16 protein-coding genes are annotated in these 19268 nt (G+C 46.0%); 7 read left to right on the plus strand and 9 right to left on the minus strand.

The genetic code is table 11. The features are described 5' to 3' along the window. Window positions 1-7: 7 nt before the first annotated feature. The 6 genes from BIW15_RS08405 to proV all read right to left on the minus strand — a co-directional run bounded on the left by BIW15_RS08405 (window position 8) and on the right by proV (window position 6520). Window positions 8-691: a TenA family transcriptional regulator gene (locus tag BIW15_RS08405; protein WP_005500425.1), complete on the minus strand. Its 684-nt coding sequence runs from the start codon at window positions 689-691 to the stop codon at window positions 8-10. Window positions 692-716: 25 nt separating this feature from the next. After that, window positions 717-2276: an AMP-binding protein gene (locus BIW15_RS08410; protein ID WP_077280828.1), complete on the minus strand. Its 1560-nt coding sequence runs from the start codon at window positions 2274-2276 to the stop codon at window positions 717-719. A 79-nt stretch (window positions 2277-2355) separates the two neighbouring features. Then, window positions 2356-2967 (minus strand): thermostable hemolysin, encoded by a 612-nt coding sequence (locus BIW15_RS08415; RefSeq protein ID WP_015296838.1) that lies wholly within the window; start codon window positions 2965-2967, stop codon window positions 2356-2358. A gap of 276 nt (window positions 2968-3243) precedes the next feature. Beyond that, window positions 3244-4251 (minus strand): glycine betaine/L-proline ABC transporter substrate-binding protein ProX, encoded by a 1008-nt coding sequence (proX, locus tag BIW15_RS08420; RefSeq protein WP_077280830.1) that lies wholly within the window; start codon window positions 4249-4251, stop codon window positions 3244-3246. Next, entirely contained in the window at window positions 4244-5329 is a 1086-nt protein-coding gene (gene proW / locus BIW15_RS08425) for a glycine betaine/L-proline ABC transporter permease ProW (protein WP_077280832.1), read from the minus strand. The genes proX and proW overlap by 8 nt, the downstream gene beginning before the upstream one ends. Window positions 5330-5332: 3 nt before the next feature. Further along, a complete protein-coding gene (proV, locus tag BIW15_RS08430) occupies window positions 5333-6520 on the minus strand; it encodes a glycine betaine/L-proline ABC transporter ATP-binding protein ProV (RefSeq protein WP_025521681.1) in 1188 nt (395 codons plus the stop codon). A 438-nt stretch (window positions 6521-6958) separates the two neighbouring features. Between proV and BIW15_RS08435 the strand changes: the two genes are divergently transcribed. The 7 genes from BIW15_RS08435 (at window position 6959) to BIW15_RS08465 (ending at window position 15484) form a co-directional block, all read left to right on the plus strand. Beyond that, the gene (locus BIW15_RS08435) at window positions 6959-8839 is read left to right on the plus strand and encodes a DUF294 nucleotidyltransferase-like domain-containing protein (RefSeq protein WP_005485718.1); all 1881 of its coding nucleotides are present in this window, start codon (window positions 6959-6961) and stop codon (window positions 8837-8839) included. Next, window positions 8836-9582: a 3'-5' exonuclease gene (locus tag BIW15_RS08440; protein ID WP_029815053.1), complete on the plus strand. Its 747-nt coding sequence runs from the start codon at window positions 8836-8838 to the stop codon at window positions 9580-9582. Before BIW15_RS08435 ends, BIW15_RS08440 begins: the two co-directional genes overlap by 4 nt. 188 nt (window positions 9583-9770) lie before the next feature. Then, complete coding sequence (locus BIW15_RS08445; protein ID WP_025498992.1) at window positions 9771-11432, plus strand: BCCT family transporter; 1662 nt, start codon at window positions 9771-9773, stop codon at window positions 11430-11432. A gap of 301 nt (window positions 11433-11733) precedes the next feature. Further along, a complete protein-coding gene (gene ectA, locus BIW15_RS08450) occupies window positions 11734-12267 on the plus strand; it encodes a diaminobutyrate acetyltransferase (protein WP_005477699.1) in 534 nt (177 codons plus the stop codon). 34 nt (window positions 12268-12301) lie between these two features. Continuing rightward, window positions 12302-13567, plus strand: a complete 1266-nt coding sequence (ectB, locus tag BIW15_RS08455) for a diaminobutyrate--2-oxoglutarate transaminase (protein ID WP_005464458.1) — start codon at window positions 12302-12304, stop codon at window positions 13565-13567. A 15-nt stretch (window positions 13568-13582) separates the two neighbouring features. Beyond that, window positions 13583-13969 carry an ectoine synthase gene (locus BIW15_RS08460; protein WP_005464385.1) on the plus strand — a complete coding sequence of 129 codons (387 nt, stop codon included), beginning with the start codon at window positions 13583-13585 and terminating at the stop codon, window positions 13967-13969. A 90-nt stretch (window positions 13970-14059) separates the two neighbouring features. After that, window positions 14060-15484, plus strand: coding sequence for an aspartate kinase (locus BIW15_RS08465; protein WP_077280833.1), 1425 nt, complete (start codon window positions 14060-14062; stop codon window positions 15482-15484). A gap of 71 nt (window positions 15485-15555) precedes the next feature. On the opposite strand, the gene BIW15_RS08470 is transcribed toward BIW15_RS08465, so the two are convergent. The 3 genes from BIW15_RS08470 to BIW15_RS08480 form a co-directional block, all read right to left on the minus strand. After that, on the minus strand, window positions 15556-16542 hold the full coding sequence (locus BIW15_RS08470) for a cytochrome-c peroxidase (RefSeq protein WP_020838951.1): 987 nt from the start codon (window positions 16540-16542) through the stop codon (window positions 15556-15558). A 402-nt stretch (window positions 16543-16944) separates the two neighbouring features. Continuing rightward, window positions 16945-18096: an ABC transporter permease gene (locus BIW15_RS08475; protein ID WP_015296830.1), complete on the minus strand. Its 1152-nt coding sequence runs from the start codon at window positions 18094-18096 to the stop codon at window positions 16945-16947. Then, window positions 18093-19259 (minus strand): ABC transporter permease, encoded by a 1167-nt coding sequence (locus tag BIW15_RS08480; RefSeq protein ID WP_077280835.1) that lies wholly within the window; start codon window positions 19257-19259, stop codon window positions 18093-18095. Before BIW15_RS08480 ends, BIW15_RS08475 begins: the two co-directional genes overlap by 4 nt. Between the last annotated feature and the right edge of the window lie 9 nt (window positions 19260-19268).

The raw sequence follows: 19268 nt of genomic DNA on the forward strand, positions 1-19268 counted from the left end.
CCTCACCTCACGCCGCTTGTTGGGTTGAGAAGGAAGGCAAAGAGCGCAGCATTTGTCCGTACAGTGCAAACACCATTTTTGCGGAGTCGATGATGACTTGTTGATCTTCCACTTTGGTGATTTTGTTCATCAGTGATTCAAAAAATTGCAGATGATCTTGGTCTAACACGCTGTGTGAAATTAGGTAAGTCATTGCTGAAGGCGGTAGGCTTAGCGTTGACTGGATTTTTTCTGCCATTTGGCCACCAATGCCGACGCTGGTGCCTTCTAATACCCACACCATGCCAAACAGCGCGAGTGGGTTGTGGCGGTCAATGTTGTGGTAAAGGTAGGAAACCATTAATTCAATCGGCGCACCGACTTGACCTACATCTTTGTTATTGCGCACTGCTTCGGCATCGCCGCCGCACGCTTTGATGTCATTTAAAATCCATTCTTGATGGCCTTTCTCTTCCTCGATGTATTCGGCAATGGCGTCTCGTACCCATTCGTATTCGCCAGATAGTCGGCCCCCACACGCCATCAGCAAGGGAACGGTGTGCTTAACGTGATGGTAAGCTTGGGTGAGAAAGGCGATATACATATCTTTGGAAATGTTACCTTGTTGAACGTCTGCGATGACTGGCGCAGTTAACATTGCTTGTTGAGCAGCGGCAGTGCTTTGTTTGAGTTGTTCGAAAAATAAAGTCATAACCTTCTCCTTAAGAAGCCGTTAACTAAGATGCAGTTTGGAAAGACGTAATGTGTTGCTGAAAGGGCAAATCGATGCGTTGGATCTTTTGCGCTTGCAGCGTTAATTCAGGCGTTGTGCACGCTAATAACTGAGCCACATCATGTTCAATTTGATTTCGTTTGAGCTTGCCGTTATCCGTGTACCAACCACAGATGGCTCGTGGGTTGTCCAGCATCAATAAGGTTCGGATTTGAGCGTAATCGGGTAGGGTTCGGTTTAATGCATGAACCTTTGCTTCGACGTCTTCGCTATTGATAATGACAGCGCATAATGTTTGTTGGCTATCGCCTGTAACGATCAGCGGCGTCATCGGCAAAAACGCCAACGCTTCTGATTCAATCCATTCCGGTGAGACATTTCTGCCATACGCGGTGACGATAAGGTTTTTCTTGCGTCCTGAGAGAGTGACAAAACCTTGCGCGTCAATTTGGGCTAAGTCGCCAGTCGCTAACCATTCTTGAGTAAACGGCTCATTCAAATAACCAAGAGCAACGTTGCCTTTGACGAGCAGTTCACCATCTTCCGCGATACGAATCTGAGTGTGCGGAAGTGGTTTGCCACACGTTCCTGCTTTAAATGTGGCTGGTGTATTCAAACAAACGACGGAGCCACATTCAGACAAGCCATAACCTTCAAACGCAGGGATGTTCAGCGCATGCGCGGTGTTAATCAGTTGCGACGACACTCTTGCGCCGCCAACGGCGACAAATTTTAGAGAATCCACAAGAGAGGGCTGCTGTTTCGCGATGTGAATGAGCGCAAGCAATAAAGCCGGTGTTAGCACTAAGCTTTCTGGTTTGATGGTCGCTAATGCTTGTGCAAACAAACCCGGCTCGAATTGGCTTGAACCGAGTAGGCCGGTTTGCGCTCCGGGTAAAATATATGACGTCACGCCCAACATGAGTGGAACATAAACGCCGGTTATGTTCTCGAGAAGTGTCGATAACGGAAGCAGCACTAAGTGTGAGTGTGCCGCGCTATTTACTGCGTCGGCGAGCGATTTTGCCACCAAACACAAATGATCATTGCTTAAACAAACGCCTTTAGGCTGACCAGTCGAGCCCGACGTAAATGTGATTTTTCCGGTTTCTGGTAGATAAGCTACCTGTGTATCTTCATCTCCAAACTGGTTACGACGCAGCAAAGGCAAATTTGCAATGGAAAACGAATGGTCTTGCTGGTTAAAGCTTTGCTTAGGATGAGAAGCCAACCATGCTTGCCAATCGCCAACTAAAGCATCGACGCCTGATTGCTCTATTGTGTGTTCAACTTGTGCATCAGAGAAAAAAGTCGGAATAGGTACAACGACTATGTCTGCCGCCATCGCCGCCAAATCAACAATGGCCCAATCGATGCTGTTTTCTGCGCGTAGCGCGAGTGCTTTGATGTTCTGTGCAATAAGCTCGGCGGCAACGAGTTCGATCTTGTTTAACAATTCAGAGTAAGTCAGTTCAACCGTTTGATTCTCTTCGTAGCCGACAAGTGCTACTCGATCTGGTGTCGTTTTTGCCCATTTTGTAATGGCATCGAGGAGAATATTCATACATCACCTATATTCTGCGTTGTGTTTAACCAAGTTGTTGTGGTTGTGTTTGCGTTTTTAACGACGTTTACTTTTCTATCTAGGCTTGTTTGCGTTTTCTTTCTTGGACTAATCGCAGACGCTCTAGTCCTTTTTGCAAATTGCCAGCTAACACACGCGGTTGATGTTCGTAGTACGACCCCCAAGTGGACTCGGCATCGGGGACTTTGTTTTGATCGGCCTGCGCGATGATATGAGGCTCCAATCCTAAGCGCGCCATCATGGCGTGAAGTGGGTCTGTCGCGGTGAAGATGCACCATTCAAAACCGAGGTTGACCAGCATTTCTGCGATGAGGTAGAAGTGAAGAGATGACATGCCCTTAGCGAAAGATGCCAAGTGACCGAATTCCACTAAGTTCGAACGTTTTACGTCGCAGTTAAATACGTTAGAAACCAGCTTTTGGGCGTCGTCTTCTAAATACTGTTCAAGGAACAAGGGCTCATCTTCGGCGATGCGAAAGCCGCATACGGAAATAATTTGGCCGCCTTCAATGAGGGTTAAATACGCCGGCATAAATTGTTTTAGCTCGGCAAAGAATGCTTCTTGATAACGCTGAGAAACATGCTCGATAACTTGGCTCCAAAGCGGATGCATTGGATAAACGATGTCTAAAGTAAAGCCATCTGCAGAAGTTTGTGCATGGTGTTTCATGAGCGCTTCCTTTGTTTGAGTAGTTATCAACAAAATAAAACGCGAAACTTAAGAAATTCTTAAGGAATGAAATTTTGATAAATTATTTAACGACAGGAAGGCTTAAATGGCAGTGCCTTTTGGGGTTTTGTGCTGGTATGTAATTGATATTAATACGATGTTTTTTGAGTGATCTAAATAAAAAAGCCAGTCTAAATAATCGACTGGCTTTTCATTTTCTCACTGAGGAACTAAAGATACGCTAAAGCTTTAGCGGTTTCTTAAGGTTTTTGGGCGTTACATTGCCGCTTTCTTCGCTTCTTCAATCCAACCATCAAAGGTTGTTTGGTTGGCTTTAATCCAGCCATTTACGTGCGCTTCGATGTCTGCCGCGCTATTTTTACCTTGGCTCATCATCATGTTTTGAGCGCTGACATCATTGATATTCAGTTTGATGATTTCGAACAGTTTCGCTGCCGATGGGTTCTTCTCTGTGAACTCTTTGTTCGCGACGATGCGCATAGAGTTCATTTCAAAACCGTAGTTTTTGCCGTTTTTCAGTGTGGTGTCGATGTCTTTACGTTCACCAGGAAGAGACGAGAATGGCACCTCTAGCCAAACGACGTCTTTACCCGGAACAAGTACGCCACTTACCCAATACGGCGTCCATGTGTAGTAAAGAATTGGGTCACCTTTTTTGTAGCGGGAGATTGTATCAGCAATGATTGCGGCGTAATTACCTTGGTTGTGAGTGACGGTGTCACGAAGTTTGAACGCGTCCAACTGATGCTCAACCACCATTTCACAACCCCAACCTGGGTTACAGCCGGTAAGATCGGCTTTGCCATCGCCATTTGCGTCGAATAGTTTCGCCAATTTTGGATCTTTTAACTGACCAATGTTCGTAATGCCGTATTTCTCGGCGGTTTTCTTATCGATGAGGTAGCCTTGCGCTGCGCCACTGACGTATTGGCCTTCTCGGAAAAACTTATCATCACCACCTGACATGGTGTATTTGTCTGCATGGAGCGGAAACCAGCCAACCGCTAAGAACGTCGCGTCACCTTTTGCTATCGAGGTGTACCCGACGTTGTAATCCACTTCTTTGGTTGGTTGGACATCGTAACCCAAAGCTTCCAGAGCACGGTTTACAATCAACGTTTGGAACGTCTCTTCAGCGACAGTGGACTGTACAGGTTGAACCGTGACACCTTCACCCGGTAACTCTCCGGCAAAGCCGTAAGTCGAAAATGCGATTGTGTTTAGCGCGCCGACAGACAGCGCTTTCTTCCATGAATTATTCATTCGTATTTCTCCTAAGTTTTAGGTCGTTTTGGTTCTTGTTGCTTTTAAATTTGAGCAGATAAGAGATAGGGCCGGTATGGTACCAGCGAAGTTTGGTATTGCCGGCGTTGATGCCAAGCTCTTGTGTAATGCGATCCAACAAAATAGCGAGGATCACAATGCCTAAACCGCCGACAGCGGCCAGACCCATGTCCAGTCGTCCGATGCCTCGTAACACCATCTGACCCAAACCGCCCACGGCGATCATCGAGGCGATAACCACCATCGATAGAGAAAGCATCAAGGTTTGGTTGACGCCCGCCATGATCGTTGGCAGCGCAAGTGGCAATTGAATGCGATACAGCATTTGCTTTTTGTTTGCGCCAAAAGAGTGACCCGCTTCGATAAGCTCTTCCGGTACTTGTTGAATTCCAAGAATGGTCAATCGAACCACTGGCGGTAGCGCGAAAATGATCGTCACGACGACGCCCGGTACGTTACCAATACCAAACAGCATCACGATCGGAACAAGGTAGACGAACGCCGGGGTGGTCTGCATCGCATCCAATATTGGTCTTACAAACTTGGCGGCGGTTTGGCTTCTGGCTAGCCAGATCCCCATCGGTAAGCCAATCAACAAGCAGAAAAACACCGAAGTGAGCACCAAGGCGAGCGTGGTCATGGCTTGAGACCAAGCGCCGATCAAGCCAATGAACACTAACGATACTAGCGTTGATAAACCAAGTTTGAAGTTAGAAAACTGCCACGCGAGTAAAAATAGGATCAGCACCATAATCGGTGACGGCGTAGAGACTAACGCGGTTTCGAATGAGGACAAGATAAAATCGATCGGAACTCGTATGGCTTGAAAAACAGGGCGACCATGTTCAACGAGCCAATTCAACCCAGATTCTACCCAATTATCGAGTGGGAGAACGGCATCTTGAAATGGGTTCATGATATCGAAAGGTGTCTCTTGCACGGCTTCGCTGTTCAACCAATCGTTGTTAGTTGCGGCCTCACTACCTTGTGACCACGGGTCTTCTTGTGTTGGTGCGGTTTGCGACCAAGGATCGTTATTTGTTTGCTCTGTAGACATCGTTTAATCCTTATCGAGTGTTTGCAGAAGACGCGACTTCGTCACGACACCAAAATAGGTTCCTTGCTCATCGACTACTGGCACAGCATAAGGAACGCTCGCCACGATGCCGAGAATGTCATTCACAGACTGGTCGGGCTGAAGGGTCACGTCATCTTCTAATTGTGCGCTGGCCAAGGAGCGATTTTCCTTGTGGGCTAAGCGTAAGGAGTCGAGAGAAACGATGCCGGAATATCGGCTAGATTTATCTACGACGATGCCGTAATCACGGTCGTGATCCATCAAGATTTGCATGGCAGAGCCTGGGCCGTCGTGTTCCGATTTCTTGAATACCGCAGCGGGCTTCTTGCGCGCAATATCTTTGACGGTTAGCACGCTGGCGACATTAACGCCGCGGAAAAACGCCTCGACATAATCATTGGCGGGGTTATGAAGAATTTCATCTGGTGTGCCGACTTGCACAACTTCGCCGTTTTGCATGATGGCAATTCGGTCACCGATGCGCATGGCTTCGTCCAAGTCGTGCGAAATGAACACGATGGTGCGTTTATCATCATTTTGCAGACGAATCAATTCATCCTGCATTTCAGAACGAATCAAAGGATCGAGCGCGGAGAACGCTTCATCCATCAGCAAAATATCGGGGTCGCAAGCTAGGGCGCGGGCAAGACCGACACGCTGCTTCATACCACCTGATAGTTCATCAGGAAACGATTCAGCGTAGGTGTCTAATCCAACTCTCTGCAACGCTGATAATGCACTTTCGTGGCGAGCAGTCACATCGACGCCTGCGAGTTCTAGGCCAAAAGCGGCATTTTCTATCACCGACATGTGGGGCATGAGCGCAAAATTTTGAAAAACCATTGAAATGTTGTTACGACGAACTTCGCGCAGTTCTTCTTCGGAGATATGAGCGATGTCTTTCCCTTTGAGGTAAACACTGCCTTTGGTGGGTTCAATGAGTCGATTGAGAAGTCGAACGAGAGTGGATTTTCCTGAGCCAGAGAGACCCATAATGACAAAAATCTCGCCTTCATTGATGGTCAGAGATACATCGTTGACGCCAACGGTTAAGCCAGTTTGTTCAAAAATATCGTCTTTATCAACGCCTTTTTCGATGAGTGAGAATGCTCGCTCCGGAGCTTCTCCAAACACTTTATAAAGTCCCTTAACTTCCAGTATGGGATCCATGTTAATTGTCCTTTGTTATGTGTTTATCACGAGTTAATGTTTTGTACTCTAATTAAATTGATGGCAATTTTCAAACAATTGACTTGGGTTATTGGTATTCTATGGTCATATTTTTCGTGGAAATGAACTTTCATTGTTTTATTGATAAGTCATTTTAAAACATTTAGTTATGAATCTTTTTGTTTGTGCTTTTAGGCGATAAATACGACGTTGAATTTATTTTTAAGTTTTTAATACATATCGGCACAGTAGGGCTGCATATTTGTTGTTCAGTATTTAGAGGAGGGAAGAATAGTAAAATGGTTAGAGTTCAAACTTATTTTTGGAAGAAACAAACATAACATGATGAGGTAAGCAGAAGTCTTAGCGTTATCTGTTGCTTATGCTAAATCGAGATGATATTGATCTGGTTACTTTAGGCAACGCATGGAATAAAGAATGGAAGCCGAGCAGTTAGAAGTACTCAATTTCATTAGCCAACATCCTCCTTTCGATGAACTGCCAGAAGAGCAGTTAAAAAAAATCGCCATTCATGCAGAAGTGGCGTATTTCCGTCAAGGTACCGACATCCTCAAATTTGGCGATACGATTCGCGATTTGTATATGGTGCGCAGTGGTGCAGTAGAGATTTATCGACGCAAAGGTGAACTTTATAACCGTATTGATGCTGGTGGCCTGTTCGGGCAAATGGGGTTGCTCATGAACAACCGCGTTCGTATGCCAGCAAAAGCGATTGAAGACACCTTGGTGTATTGCATTCCTGAGAACATCTTCAACGAGCTTTGCGACGAGTTTGAAAACTTCGCGGATTTTATGGAGCTCGAAGATAGCGCTCGGCTTCGCAATGCGATCTCTAGTCGCTCCGATGGCAATGATTTAACAACCGCAAAAGCGCGTAAAATCCTGACTCGTGACCCTGTGACACTCGAAGCGACCGCTTCTATTCAAGAAGCTGCAAGCCTAATGGCAGAAGAGAACGTCACCGCTTTGCTCATCGTCCGCCCAACCGAAGAACTGACCGAAGAGGATGATGACCAACTGCTTGGCATTCTTACTGATCGCGATTTATGTATACGGGTTTTGGCGCAGGGGATTGATACCAATATCTCGGTGAGCGAGGTCATGAGTTACGACGTGGTATCGCTTGATTACAACGCGTATGTGTTTGAAGCGATGCTGACCATGCTTCGCTACAACGTGCATCATCTGCCGATTCTCAAAGACAAAAAGCCAATAGGCATCATCGGTATGACGGACATTGTCCGTTACGAATCTCAAAACAGCTTGTTGCTGGTGAGCTCGATTTTCCAACAGACCAGTGTGGAGGATCTCAAACAAGTTTCCCTGCAAGTGAAAGATTGTTTTGTTCGCATGGTCAATGAAGACGCCAACGCACACATGATTGGACGAGCGATGTCGGTGATTGGCAGCAGCTTTAAGCAACGATTAGCGGAACTCGCCGAGCAAGAGCTTGGTCCTGCTCCAATTCCATACTGTCTGGTTGCGATGGGATCGATGGCGCGAGATGAGCAGCTCATTGTCACTGACCAAGATAACGCGCTGATTCTTGATGACAGTTACGATCCTGACAAGCACGGCGAATATTTCGCGCAGTTTGCGAAATTTGTATGTGATGGATTGGCGGCATGCGGCTATACCTATTGTACGGGCGACATTATGGCTACCAATCCTGAATGGCGAAAAACCAAATCGCAATGGGAAGAGTGCTTTGGCGATTGGATCGATCATCCGACCCCAGAGAGGTTGCTCAACAGCAATATTTTCTTCGATTTGCTAGGGATTCATGGCCGGGTGAAATGGGCTGAGCAACTGAGTAGTTTTATCGTCAGACGAGCCAAAAAGAACAATCGATTTTTGGCTTGTATGGCTTACAACGCCATTCGAAGAACGCCGCCGTTAGGATTTTTTAAAGATTTCGTGATGGAGAAAGATGGGCGTCATCGCAACTCTATCAACCTTAAACGACGCGGTACCGCGCCGCTGGCAGATTTGATTCGAGTGCATGCCTTGGCGATTGGTTCGCGCTCGCAAAACTCGTTTGATCGATTAGACGACATTAATGACGCAGGGATTCTGCCAAAAGGGCGAGGAATGGACTTGCGAGATGCGATGGAACTTATCTATATGGTTCGAATCCGTCACCAAGCCTTGGATATTGAAAATGGCGACGAGCCGGATAACAACATCGAGCCAGAAAACATGTCCGATTTCGAACGTCGTAATCTGAAAGCGGCATTCCAAATTCTAAGCAATGCGCAGAACTTCATTAAGTTCCGCTACCAAAGAAGCAGTAAATGATGTGGTTGGCAAAAAGTAAGGCGAGTACACCGCTGCTCGATACTTCGCAAACGCCGGAGTGGTCAGTATTGTTTGAGCAGTTGGCAGAGCAAGCGCAAGATCAACGGTTGAAGCGATACTATTCGACTCCTATGGTGAATGGGGATACGCCATTAAAAGAGGTGCCGTTTGTCTCGGTAGATTTTGAAACGACGGGCTTAAATGCAGAAGACGATGCCATTCTTACCATTGGTCTTGTGCCGTTTACGATTGACCGAGTGCAGTGCCGTGGTTCAGCGCATTGGATTGTAAATCCGAACCGAGAGCTTAATGAGGAGTCTGTCGTTATTCATGGCATTACGGATTCTGAAGTGAAAAACGCGCCCCAATTAACGCAAATACTAGGTGAGATTTTGGATGCACTCGCTGGCAAGGTGGTGCTGGTGCACTACAAGAATATCGAGCGGCAGTTTTTTTATAATGCGCTTTTAAACACCATTGGCGAAGGGATTCAGTTTCCCGTCGTCGATACATTGGATATCGAGTACGCACTTCAACGCCGAGAATGTTCAGGCATTTGGAATAAGTTAAAAGGTAAGAAGCCAGGGTCGGTGAGGTTGGGGCATGCTCGGGAACGATATGGTCTGCCTGCTTATCAACCGCATCACGCTTTAACGGATGCATTGGCGACGGCAGAGTTGTTTCAAGCTCAGTTGCAATATCACTTTAACCGAGACATGCCAATTTCTGCTATTTGGCAATAAAGGTTATTTACCTTAAACACAAAAACATCAAATGATCGATGGAGGTGTTTCCTTTTAAGATGCTAATGAGAGCAACTACTTTAAGAAAATACATATACTTAAACTTGTGCTTGGTGATGTGAACTAATCATCACTCAAACTCCTACAAAGTATTTAAATTTGGTCACGTATTGTTAAGGAGATTATTCGTGAGCACCGACAATAATGGTGGGATTAAACGTCCCGATGGAAAGGTAAACGCGATAGATACTGACTATCAGATTGGTCAGGATAACGTTGCGTTAAAAGTCGGCCCATTCGGCTTAGACATTCACAACCGAGTTTTCGCAATTTCTGGGATGGCTATCGTCCTCTTTGTTGTGGCAACGCTAACTTTTCGCCAACAAGTTGAACCCTTTTTCGCTGGCTTACGTGCTTGGCTAGTATCCAATCTTGACTGGTTCTTTCTTGCTTCTGGCAACGTATTTGTCATTGTCTGCTTGGTCTTGATTGTGACACCGCTTGGCCGAGTTCGAATTGGTGGTACTGAAGCGACACCAGATTACTCTTATGCAGGCTGGCTAGCGATGTTGTTCGCAGCCGGTATGGGCATCGGATTAGTGTTTTTTGGTGTGTCTGAGCCAATGTCGCACTTCAGCTCTGCACTTGGCGGCGTGAACATTGAAAATGGTGTGCGCACCGACTGGGCACCACTTGGTGGTGCGGTTGGTGATACAGATGCTGCATCTGCACTTGGTATGGCTGCGACCATTTACCACTGGGCACTTCACCCTTGGTCTATTTATGCGTTGTTGGCCCTTGGCTTAGCGATTTTTTCGTTCAACAAAGGGTTGCCACTGACCATGCGTTCCATCTTCTACCCGCTGTTTGGCGAACGAGTTTGGGGCTGGGTAGGGCACATTATCGACATTCTTGCGGTTGTTGCGACGGTATTTGGTCTGGCGACATCGCTCGGCTATGGCGCTTCACAAGCAGCAACAGGTTTGAACTTTTTGTTTGGTGTGCCAATGACCGACACAACTCAAGTCGTGTTGATTGTTGTGATCACGGCATTGGCGCTGATCTCGGTGGTTGCAGGCCTTGATAGTGGGGTAAAACGTCTGTCTGAAATCAACATGATTCTGGCGGCGATGTTGCTGTTCTTTGTGATCATCGTTGGCCCAACAATGGCGATTCTGACTGGCTTTTTCGACAACATTGCGTCGTACATCACTAACATTCCCGCATTGTCTATGCCGTTTGAACGTGAAGACGTGAACTATTCGCAAGGTTGGACGGCGTTCTACTGGGCTTGGTGGATTTCTTGGTCACCATTCGTGGGCATGTTTATCGCTCGTGTTTCACGTGGACGTTCGGTTCGTGAATTTATCATCTGCGTTATTTTGATTCCTTCGACGGTTTGTGTGCTTTGGATGACCGCTTTTGGTGGCACAGCGATCAGCCAGTACGTGAATGACGGTTACGAAGCTGTATTCAATGCTGAGCTTCCGCTTAAACTGTTCGCCATGTTAGACGTAATGCCGTTTGCAGAAATCACATCGGTAGTAGGTATCGTTCTGGTGGTTGTGTTCTTTATCACGTCGTCGGATTCAGGCTCTCTTGTGATCGATACGATCGCAGCTGGTGGTAAAGTCGATGCGCCAACACCACAACGTGTTTTCTGGTGTACGTTTGAAGGCTTGGTCGCCATCGCACTGATGCTCGGTGGCGGGCTGGCAGCGGCTCAAGCGATGGCAGTAACTACAGGCTTACCATTTACCATCGTATTGCTTGTTGCGACAGTTTCTTTGATTAAAGGTCTAATGGATGAGCCTCGTCCAAGTACCAAGGCAGTCAAAAAAGATAAATAGCCACGACGACAAAACTAACCTTAAAACGGCATGCGAAAGTGTGCCGTTTTTTTATGTAAAAAACCTTAAGTCCTCTCTTTGAAACCCCGCAGCATTCTGACTCATGTTGAGTTGTTTCGTATTAAATGATGCTTTAATAAATTAGAGTTCAAACTATTTTAATTTTAGGTTAAATGTTGCATTGGTGTGATTTGAGTCACATTAATCTAGATTAAAACGCTGATTATTTGATTTTTAACCGTAAAGAATGTCCATAATAAATGCGAAATTTAATTAGACGTCAAAGGATATGTATTTCAAAATGATCACATCAGCACCTTGGGTTCTTTATCCTGAAATTGGAGAAGACCCAAGCAAAAAATGGATTTTTCGTGAACCTAAAATCTCTGATGGTGACGGCATTTACAGCTTAATTGCAGATTGTCCTCCGTTGGACATGAACTCTTCTTACTGCAATTTTCTACAGTCAACGCATTTCAGCAAAACCAGCATTTTGGTTGAGCACAAAGGCGACATCGCTGGCTTCATCTCGGGTTATCAGAAGCCTGACGAACAAGACGTATTATTCATTTGGCAAGTTGCTGTTTCACCTCGATTCAGAGGTAACGGTTTAGCATTTCGTATGCTCAAGGAGCTTCTCGAAAGGGAAGCGCTGAGCGAGGTTAAATCGGTAGAAACGACCATCACGGAAGATAACCAAGCCTCTTGGGCGTTGTTCAAAAAGTTAGATGCGATGAACGGCAATCATGGCCAAGTCAGCACCTTTTTGGATGAAAAAGCCCATTTTAAAGGCAAGCACGATACAGAGTTTTTGTATCGCATTCCTCTCAAATAATCCTCAAACAATAGGAATCAAAAACGGTCTCATCATGGATATTTTCAAAAAGCAGGAATCCAACGTACGCTCATATTCAAACAATTTTCCAGTGGTATTTCGCAAAGCGAAAGGTTGTTGGCTAGAAACAGAACAAGGTGAACGCTACTTAGACTTCCTCGCTGGAGCGGGATCCCTAAATTATGGCCATAACAACCCTGTATTGAAGCAAGCACTGCTTGAATACATTGAAATGGATGGCATCACTCACGGTTTGGATATGCATTCAGAAGCGAAAGCGGGCTTTCTCGCCGCACTGGATAACTACATCTTAAAACCAAGAAAACTGGACTATAAAGTTCAATTCACCGGTCCAACTGGTACGAATGCGGTGGAAGCAGCACTTAAGTTGGCGAAAAAAGTGAAAGGCAGAAGCAGCGTTGTTGCATTCACTAACGGTTTCCACGGTTGTACCGCAGGTGCGTTGGCGGCTACAGGTAATCAGCATCATCGACAAGGTAACGGCTCAAGCCTTACAAACGTAACGCGCATTCCGTTCGAAGGCTACGCTGGCGTTGATGGTTTGGCGCTGTTCGAAACTATGCTGAATGACAACTCTGCAGGTATGGACAAACCAGCAGCCGTATTGCTGGAAACAGTACAAGGCGAGGGTGGTTTAAACGCCGCCTCTAATGAGTGGCTACAGCGCTTGAGTAAAATATGTAAAGCAAACGACATTCTATTGATTGTCGATGACATTCAAGCTGGTTGTGGCCGAACTGGGACATTCTTCAGTTTTGAGCCATCAGGTATTGAACCCGATATTGTGACGCTATCGAAATCGATCGGTGGTTACGGTCTGCCAATGGCGGTTGTACTGCTGAAACCAGAACTTGACCAATGGAAACCAGGCGAGCACAACGGCACGTTCCGTGGTAACAACCACGCATTTATCACTGCGGCAAAAGCACTAGAAATCTACTGGTCAAATGACGATTTCGAAACGCACATTAAGCAATGTTCGCAAAATGTGAGTGAGGTAATTGATCGCTGCGTACGTCGTTTCCCGCAAATGTTCGTTCAGAAAAAGGGACGCGGCATGATGATTGGCATCGAGTGTATTCACGGTGACTTGGCAGCAGAAATCGCCAAAGCATGTTTTGACGACGGCATGGTGATTGAAACCGCAGGCCCAGACGATGAGGTGGTGAAGTTCTTCTGTCCATTGACCATCAGTGAATCTGAGCTGAACCAAGGATTAAGCATCTTTGAACGTGCAGTAGAAACGATTGCTGCAAAACACTTCAAACAAGCATCTTAATAAGGATTATTAATTATGATCGTAAGAACACTTGACGAGTGTCGAAATAGTGAGCGTCGCGTAGTCGCGGATAACTGGGAAAGCGTACGTATGTTGTTGAAAGATGACAACATGGGATTTTCTTTCCACATCACCACGATTTATGAAGGAACGGAAACGCACATCCATTACCAAAATCACCTAGAGTCCGTTTTCTGCATGAGCGGTGAAGGTGAAATCGAAGTGGTGGGGGGCGAAACTTACCCAATCAAACCGGGCACATTGTACATTCTGGACAAGCACGACGAGCATTACCTAAGAGCATACAAAAACAAAGAAATGGTCATGGCGTGCGTTTTCAATCCCCCAATTACAGGTGCCGAAGTGCACGATGAAAACGGCGTTTACCCGCTCGTTGACTAAAAGCTAAGTGTGAGGCGCACGTCGCCTCACACCTCTAAGCGCTTTCTCTTTCTCTGTTTCACTTAACGTTACCAATCAAAAAGGCTTATCATGACTTTTACCGTAGAAAAAATCGGCGGTACTTCAATGACAGCATTTGATGCTGTTCTCGACAACATTATTCTTCGTCCCAAAACGCCATATAACCGCATTTTTGTTGTGTCGGCATACGGTGGCATGACCGATGCGTTATTAGAATGTAAAAAAACCAGCAAAGCAGGCGTCTATCAGTTAATTGCGAAACGTGACGATCAATGGCAAGACGCCCTAGCGTATGTGGAAAGCCGCATGCTACTTACTAACGAAAACATCTTTGCGGATCCAATGAATCGCATTCGAGCGGATAAGTTCATTCGTTCACGCATTGCAGAGGCGAAAAATTGTATCGCTAATATTCTAGAAACCTGTCAATACGGACAGTTTTCTCTGCGTCACTATCTGCCACAAATTCGCGAGTTTCTATCGTCGATTGGTGAAGCGCACAGTGCGTACAATACAGCGCTTAAGCTGAAAAACATGGGCATCAATGCGAGGTTTGTGGATCTCTCTGGTTGGGATAACCAGGAACCAAGAAGTCTCGATGATTCCATTCGCGACGCGTTTGCTGATATCGATGTGACCAAAGAACTGCCTATTGTCACGGGTTATGCATACTGCAAAGAAGGTTTGATGCACACTTATGACCGGGGCTACAGTGAAATGACGTTCAGTCGTATTGCAGCTATCACCAAAGCAGACTTAGCCATCATCCATAAAGAATACCATTTAAGTTCCGCGGACCCACGCGTGGTCGGCCCAGAGAAAGTGTTGCCAATTGGAAGCACGAATTACGATGTAGCGGATCAACTCGCTAATTTAGGCATGGAGGCGATTCATCCTAATGCTGCCGCTGGTTTGCGCGAAAGTGGGATTGAGCTGCAAATCAAAAACACGTTTGAGCCAGAACATAAAGGTACGTTGATATCTTCAGGGTATCGCCCAGAAGAAGACAAAGTGGAAATCATCGCCGGTAAAGAAAAGGTCTTCGCACTGCACTTGTTCGATCAAGCGATAGTCGGCAAGGTTGACAACGTGAGCTACGAATTGATGGAAATCATCTCTGATGCACGCGTCAGCTTGATCGGTAAAGAGATGAACGCTAACTCGATTACGTATTACCTTGGCGGTAGCTCGGACAGCTTAAACAAAGTGTTATACAAGGCCGAAAAACGTTACCCGAATGCTTCCATTAAAGGGCGAATGGTTGCGCTAATTTCAGCCATCGGTTCTCACATCGACACTAACAAAACGTTAGCGAAAGGCGTACTTTCTCTCATGAACAGTGGTGTCACACCGGTGGCGTTGCACTCTTCGTTGCGTAATGTAAACGTGCAATTTGTCGTCAGTGACAAAGAATATCAACGCGCCATTTGTGCATTACACGATGAGTTTTTTGCGCCTGTCGAAGGCTCGAACGCAATGGAGCATGTGGCTTAATTGATTCATCGATTTAGACGTTACAAAAGGAGCCCTTCGGCTCCTTTGTTCTGTTTAGTGCCAACTAAATTTTAAATATTTGGCCTTGCGGTTTCATGAGTTGATGGTGGTAAGTGAGGCAAGGTGACTTGTGGTTGCTCACCTGTCAGAGAACGTAAGAATTCAGTGATTTTGGTGGACTCTTCTTTTGTTAGCTTTTGACCAAGTTGCAGATCGGCCATCATTTCTACCGCTTCTTGAAGATCCCAAACAGACCCGTCATGGAAGTACGGGTAGGTCAATTCTACGTTACGTAGGGTTGGGACTTTGAAGACGAACTTATCGAAATCACTTCCGGTAATGGCTTTGCGGCCAACATCTGGGTTGTCTGTCGCAAATGGCTTCACTAACCCCATTTTTTGATACATTTGTCCGCCCGCTAATGGCCCGCTGTGACAAGCAGTACAGCCTTTGTCTTTAAACAGTTGATAGCCTTCCACTTGTGCAGTAGTGAGTGCGTCGTCGTTACCTTTCAACCATAAATCGAATGGAGAGTTTGGCGTACGCAGCGTTTGTTCAAATGTTGCGATAGCATCGGTCACGTTATCAATGGTGATGTTGTCGCTGCCATAAGCTTGTTGAAACCACTCGCGGTATTGAGGGATAGATTGAAGAGTGTCGACCGCGAGTTGGTGGGTAAATGCCATTTCCAATGGGTTTTCTATAGGGCCTGCGGCTTGCTCTTGCAGATCTTTCGCTCGCCCATTCCAAAATTGAACGAAATTCAAATCTGAATTAAACACCGTAGGTGAGTTGATTGGGCCAATTGACCATTTGTGACCAATTGAGCTTGGTAAGTTATCAACGCCACCTTTAGCGATGTTATGGCAAGAGTTGCAAGAAATGGTGTTCGACGCCGACAGTCTCGGTTCAAACCACAGCGTTTTACCCAATTCAATCTTTTTACTGTCGAGCCCAGAAATGGGTTCGATGACCTTGATGGGTTCGTTGGATTGACGTTCAGCATGGGCACCGAAAGACAATATAGATAAAACACTCACTGCGATAAGAGTTTTCATAATAACTTCCTTTTGACGTGATTTTCGACTCTCACTAGAGCGGCGCACTTCTTGTGAAACCGCTGATAAAACAGTCGTTGGTGCGCTCGAAAATTACGGTATAGGAAAGGTGTTATTCGATAAAATGCAAAAATTCGATGGTTTTTATGGCAAAAAACGATGTTAAAAGTGATGGATTTTTGTACGTCAAGCTGGAGCAGGCCATTGTGAGTGTTGGTTACAAATTTGTCACAAATGTTTAAAGTTATTTATCGGACGAATCCTTGATTAAAGTCAATTTCAATCTGAGGTTGTGAGGCGTTCAAATACAACAAAGGGGGCGATAGTTCGCCCCCTTTGTTGTTCATCTGGTCATGGAATTGTGATTTCTGTCAACTTATCTCTTTGAGCTGCAGAGAAAAATTAACTTAGGCTTTCGGTAACAACGGGTTTGTTGTTACGTTTTGCTATCCAATACGCCACGCCACCCCATAGCGCAACAAGCAACCACAATGCTGTCCAATGTTTGGCAACTTGCTGCCATGTCGCGCCCATTTGGTTGAGCGCCAAGAAGCCTTTTATTGCCCAAGTACTCGGGCTCAAATCGGCTATCCAAAGCAGTGGTTCAGGTATTGATTCAACTGGCCAAATGAAGCCCGCTAAAAAGATGAGAGGCATTGAACTGACTAGAACCACTAAGGTGACCAGTTCTCTTCTTGGTAGTAGATAGCCAAGCCAAAAGCCTAACCCACAACAACCCAGCAAGAACGGGAAAAGCATGGTTAAGAGCTCACCTGCTTTGGCAATGTGATTCACACTCAGACGTTCGAAGCTAAAACCAAAGTAATACGCGCTCAGTAAGTAATAAATGGCAATAAACACCAACGTTCTTACCAATAACAATGACCCGGTTGATACCTGAGACCAGTAGCCTCGACCATGACGCTGTGAACCGGTTTGCAAGCCAACTGCCATAATAAGTGTCTGCTGCAAAATCAGCACAAAGACAGCAGGAACCACGTATTCGATATAGCCCATCGTTGGGTTGAAGGTCGGTTTCATGTTCAGCTTGATAGCAGAGTAATTGTGGCTCGCCAAACTAAGGGGTACGCCTTCAATCACCATTTTACTGACTTTAACTTGTGCGCCTAATGTACCGCCTGCTTGAGCTAAACCTTCAACGACCGTGCCGTAAACTAAGAAGTAAGAGGCATCTGCGGCGTACGCAAGAGTCGGGCTTTTACCTAACATTACGTCTTTGTAGAAGTGCTCAGGGATCACTAAGAAACCCGTAACTTCGCGATTTAAAAACGCTTGTTTTGCATCCTCAACTGTATGTAAACGCGAGACGATTTTGACTTGAGGTGTCGTATCGACCATACGCTCTAGCTTTAGGCTGGTTTGGCTTCCGTCTAGGTTTACGACCGCAATTGGCTGCTCTCTAGGGGTTTGTTGTGCGTATGGCAGCGGATACAAAAACGAATAAAAAACCACGCCACCAAAAACAGTTAATGTGACGACGGGGTTGGTCAGCACAGAGCGAATCTCTGCTTTAATCAGTTGCCAGAGTGTCATGCTGCCTCCCTTTGCTGAGTCGACAGTGCTGCCGCTCGGTATTTATGAATGAATGCGGCTGTCAGTAAGAGTGGCACCACATACCAGATCATTGGCCACAAAGCACTAAACGATTGAGCGGCTGAGGCTCCGTAGCTTGCCTGACCAACCTGAACTTCGATGTAATGGGTGATAGGTAATAGTGAGCGCCAAGCATGAGCGAGCGTGTTCATGTCGGAAACTGGAAACGTAATCCCCATAAAAGCAAAACTTGGCGCAGTAAACGCACCAGCAAAACTCATTGCGCGGGCAGGGTCCATCGATAAAAAGAAAAACAGTGCGCCCATAATGATACAGGCAACAACGGTGACAAATTGAGCCAGTAACATGACTACGAGACTGCCTTCCATCGGCCATTCCAATAACACATAAAACCAGTAGAGGAACAAGGCACCTTGCAACATAAACACTGGGATGTATTGGCTCAAAATTGCGCTGAGTTTTGTGTATGGTTTATTACCCAAAAACTCAAAGCCATTTTTGCCCCCATAAATGCGAAAGTGCGCCGCAAGGATCAAAATCGTACTCACGACGATACAAATTTGCCAAATCGCAGGCACGATAGCGGTGACCAAAAAATGCGCGTAGTTAGTGTTGCGATTAAACAGCGCGGTGATTTGGGTCGACACTGGCACAGCTTGGCCGAGCGCGGACAACGTCGTTGTATTGCCTTTGGCGAGATTGCCCATCACTTGCACCTGAGCATCAAAGTACCCTTGAGCTTGTGCCACGGCTGAATTAATTAACTTTGCCACCAAAATATATTGGCTGTTAAAAAAAACTGAAAGCTGTGGTTGGCGATGCAGCAAAATGTCTTGGTCAAACTTAGATGGAATGACGGCAAAAGCGTAAATATCGCCTTCAATCATGGCATTCTTGGCTTCATTCGCACTGGTGTAGTGATAATCCACAGAAAGCGTTGAAGAGGCGTCTAACGTTTGGATCAACTTACGAGAGAGTTGCGAATGTTGTAAATCGACCACGCCAATCGGCAGGTCTCTCGCGATTCCCGCAGAAAACACGCCCCAAATGGTAAGCGAAAGCAAAATAGGCACCCAAGTTAAGCACGACAGTAGCCACTTGTCGCGCCGTAACACATGCCGTTGTGAAATCTTAATCGTCATAGATTTTTT

It is taken from the genome of Vibrio sp. SALL6 (assembly GCF_002002385.1).
Taxonomy (GTDB): domain Bacteria; phylum Pseudomonadota; class Gammaproteobacteria; order Enterobacterales; family Vibrionaceae; genus Vibrio; species Vibrio parahaemolyticus.

Excerpts from the sequence above, each read along its gene's own strand:
- BIW15_RS08410 (WP_077280828.1), bottom strand. The coding sequence starts at position 2,276 with ATGAATATTCTCCTCGATGCCATTACAAAATGGGCAAAAACGACACCA.
- BIW15_RS08435 (WP_005485718.1), top strand. The coding sequence starts at position 6,959 with ATGGAAGCCGAGCAGTTAGAAGTACTCAATTTCATTAGCCAACATCCT.
- proV (WP_025521681.1), bottom strand. The coding sequence starts at position 6,520 with ATGGATCCCATACTGGAAGTTAAGGGACTTTATAAAGTGTTTGGAGAA.
- BIW15_RS08405 (WP_005500425.1), bottom strand. The coding sequence starts at position 691 with ATGACTTTATTTTTCGAACAACTCAAACAAAGCACTGCCGCTGCTCAA.
- proX (WP_077280830.1), bottom strand. The coding sequence starts at position 4,251 with ATGAATAATTCATGGAAGAAAGCGCTGTCTGTCGGCGCGCTAAACACA.
- ectB (WP_005464458.1), top strand. The coding sequence starts at position 12,302 with ATGGATATTTTCAAAAAGCAGGAATCCAACGTACGCTCATATTCAAAC.
- BIW15_RS08460 (WP_005464385.1), top strand. The coding sequence starts at position 13,583 with ATGATCGTAAGAACACTTGACGAGTGTCGAAATAGTGAGCGTCGCGTA.
- BIW15_RS08470 (WP_020838951.1), bottom strand. The coding sequence starts at position 16,542 with ATGAAAACTCTTATCGCAGTGAGTGTTTTATCTATATTGTCTTTCGGT.
- BIW15_RS08440 (WP_029815053.1), top strand. The coding sequence starts at position 8,836 with ATGATGTGGTTGGCAAAAAGTAAGGCGAGTACACCGCTGCTCGATACT.
- proW (WP_077280832.1), bottom strand. The coding sequence starts at position 5,329 with ATGTCTACAGAGCAAACAAATAACGATCCTTGGTCGCAAACCGCACCA.
- BIW15_RS08465 (WP_077280833.1), top strand. The coding sequence starts at position 14,060 with ATGACTTTTACCGTAGAAAAAATCGGCGGTACTTCAATGACAGCATTT.
- BIW15_RS08415 (WP_015296838.1), bottom strand. The coding sequence starts at position 2,967 with ATGAAACACCATGCACAAACTTCTGCAGATGGCTTTACTTTAGACATC.
- BIW15_RS08475 (WP_015296830.1), bottom strand. The coding sequence starts at position 18,096 with ATGACACTCTGGCAACTGATTAAAGCAGAGATTCGCTCTGTGCTGACC.
- ectA (WP_005477699.1), top strand. The coding sequence starts at position 11,734 with ATGATCACATCAGCACCTTGGGTTCTTTATCCTGAAATTGGAGAAGAC.
- BIW15_RS08480 (WP_077280835.1), bottom strand. The coding sequence starts at position 19,259 with ATGACGATTAAGATTTCACAACGGCATGTGTTACGGCGCGACAAGTGG.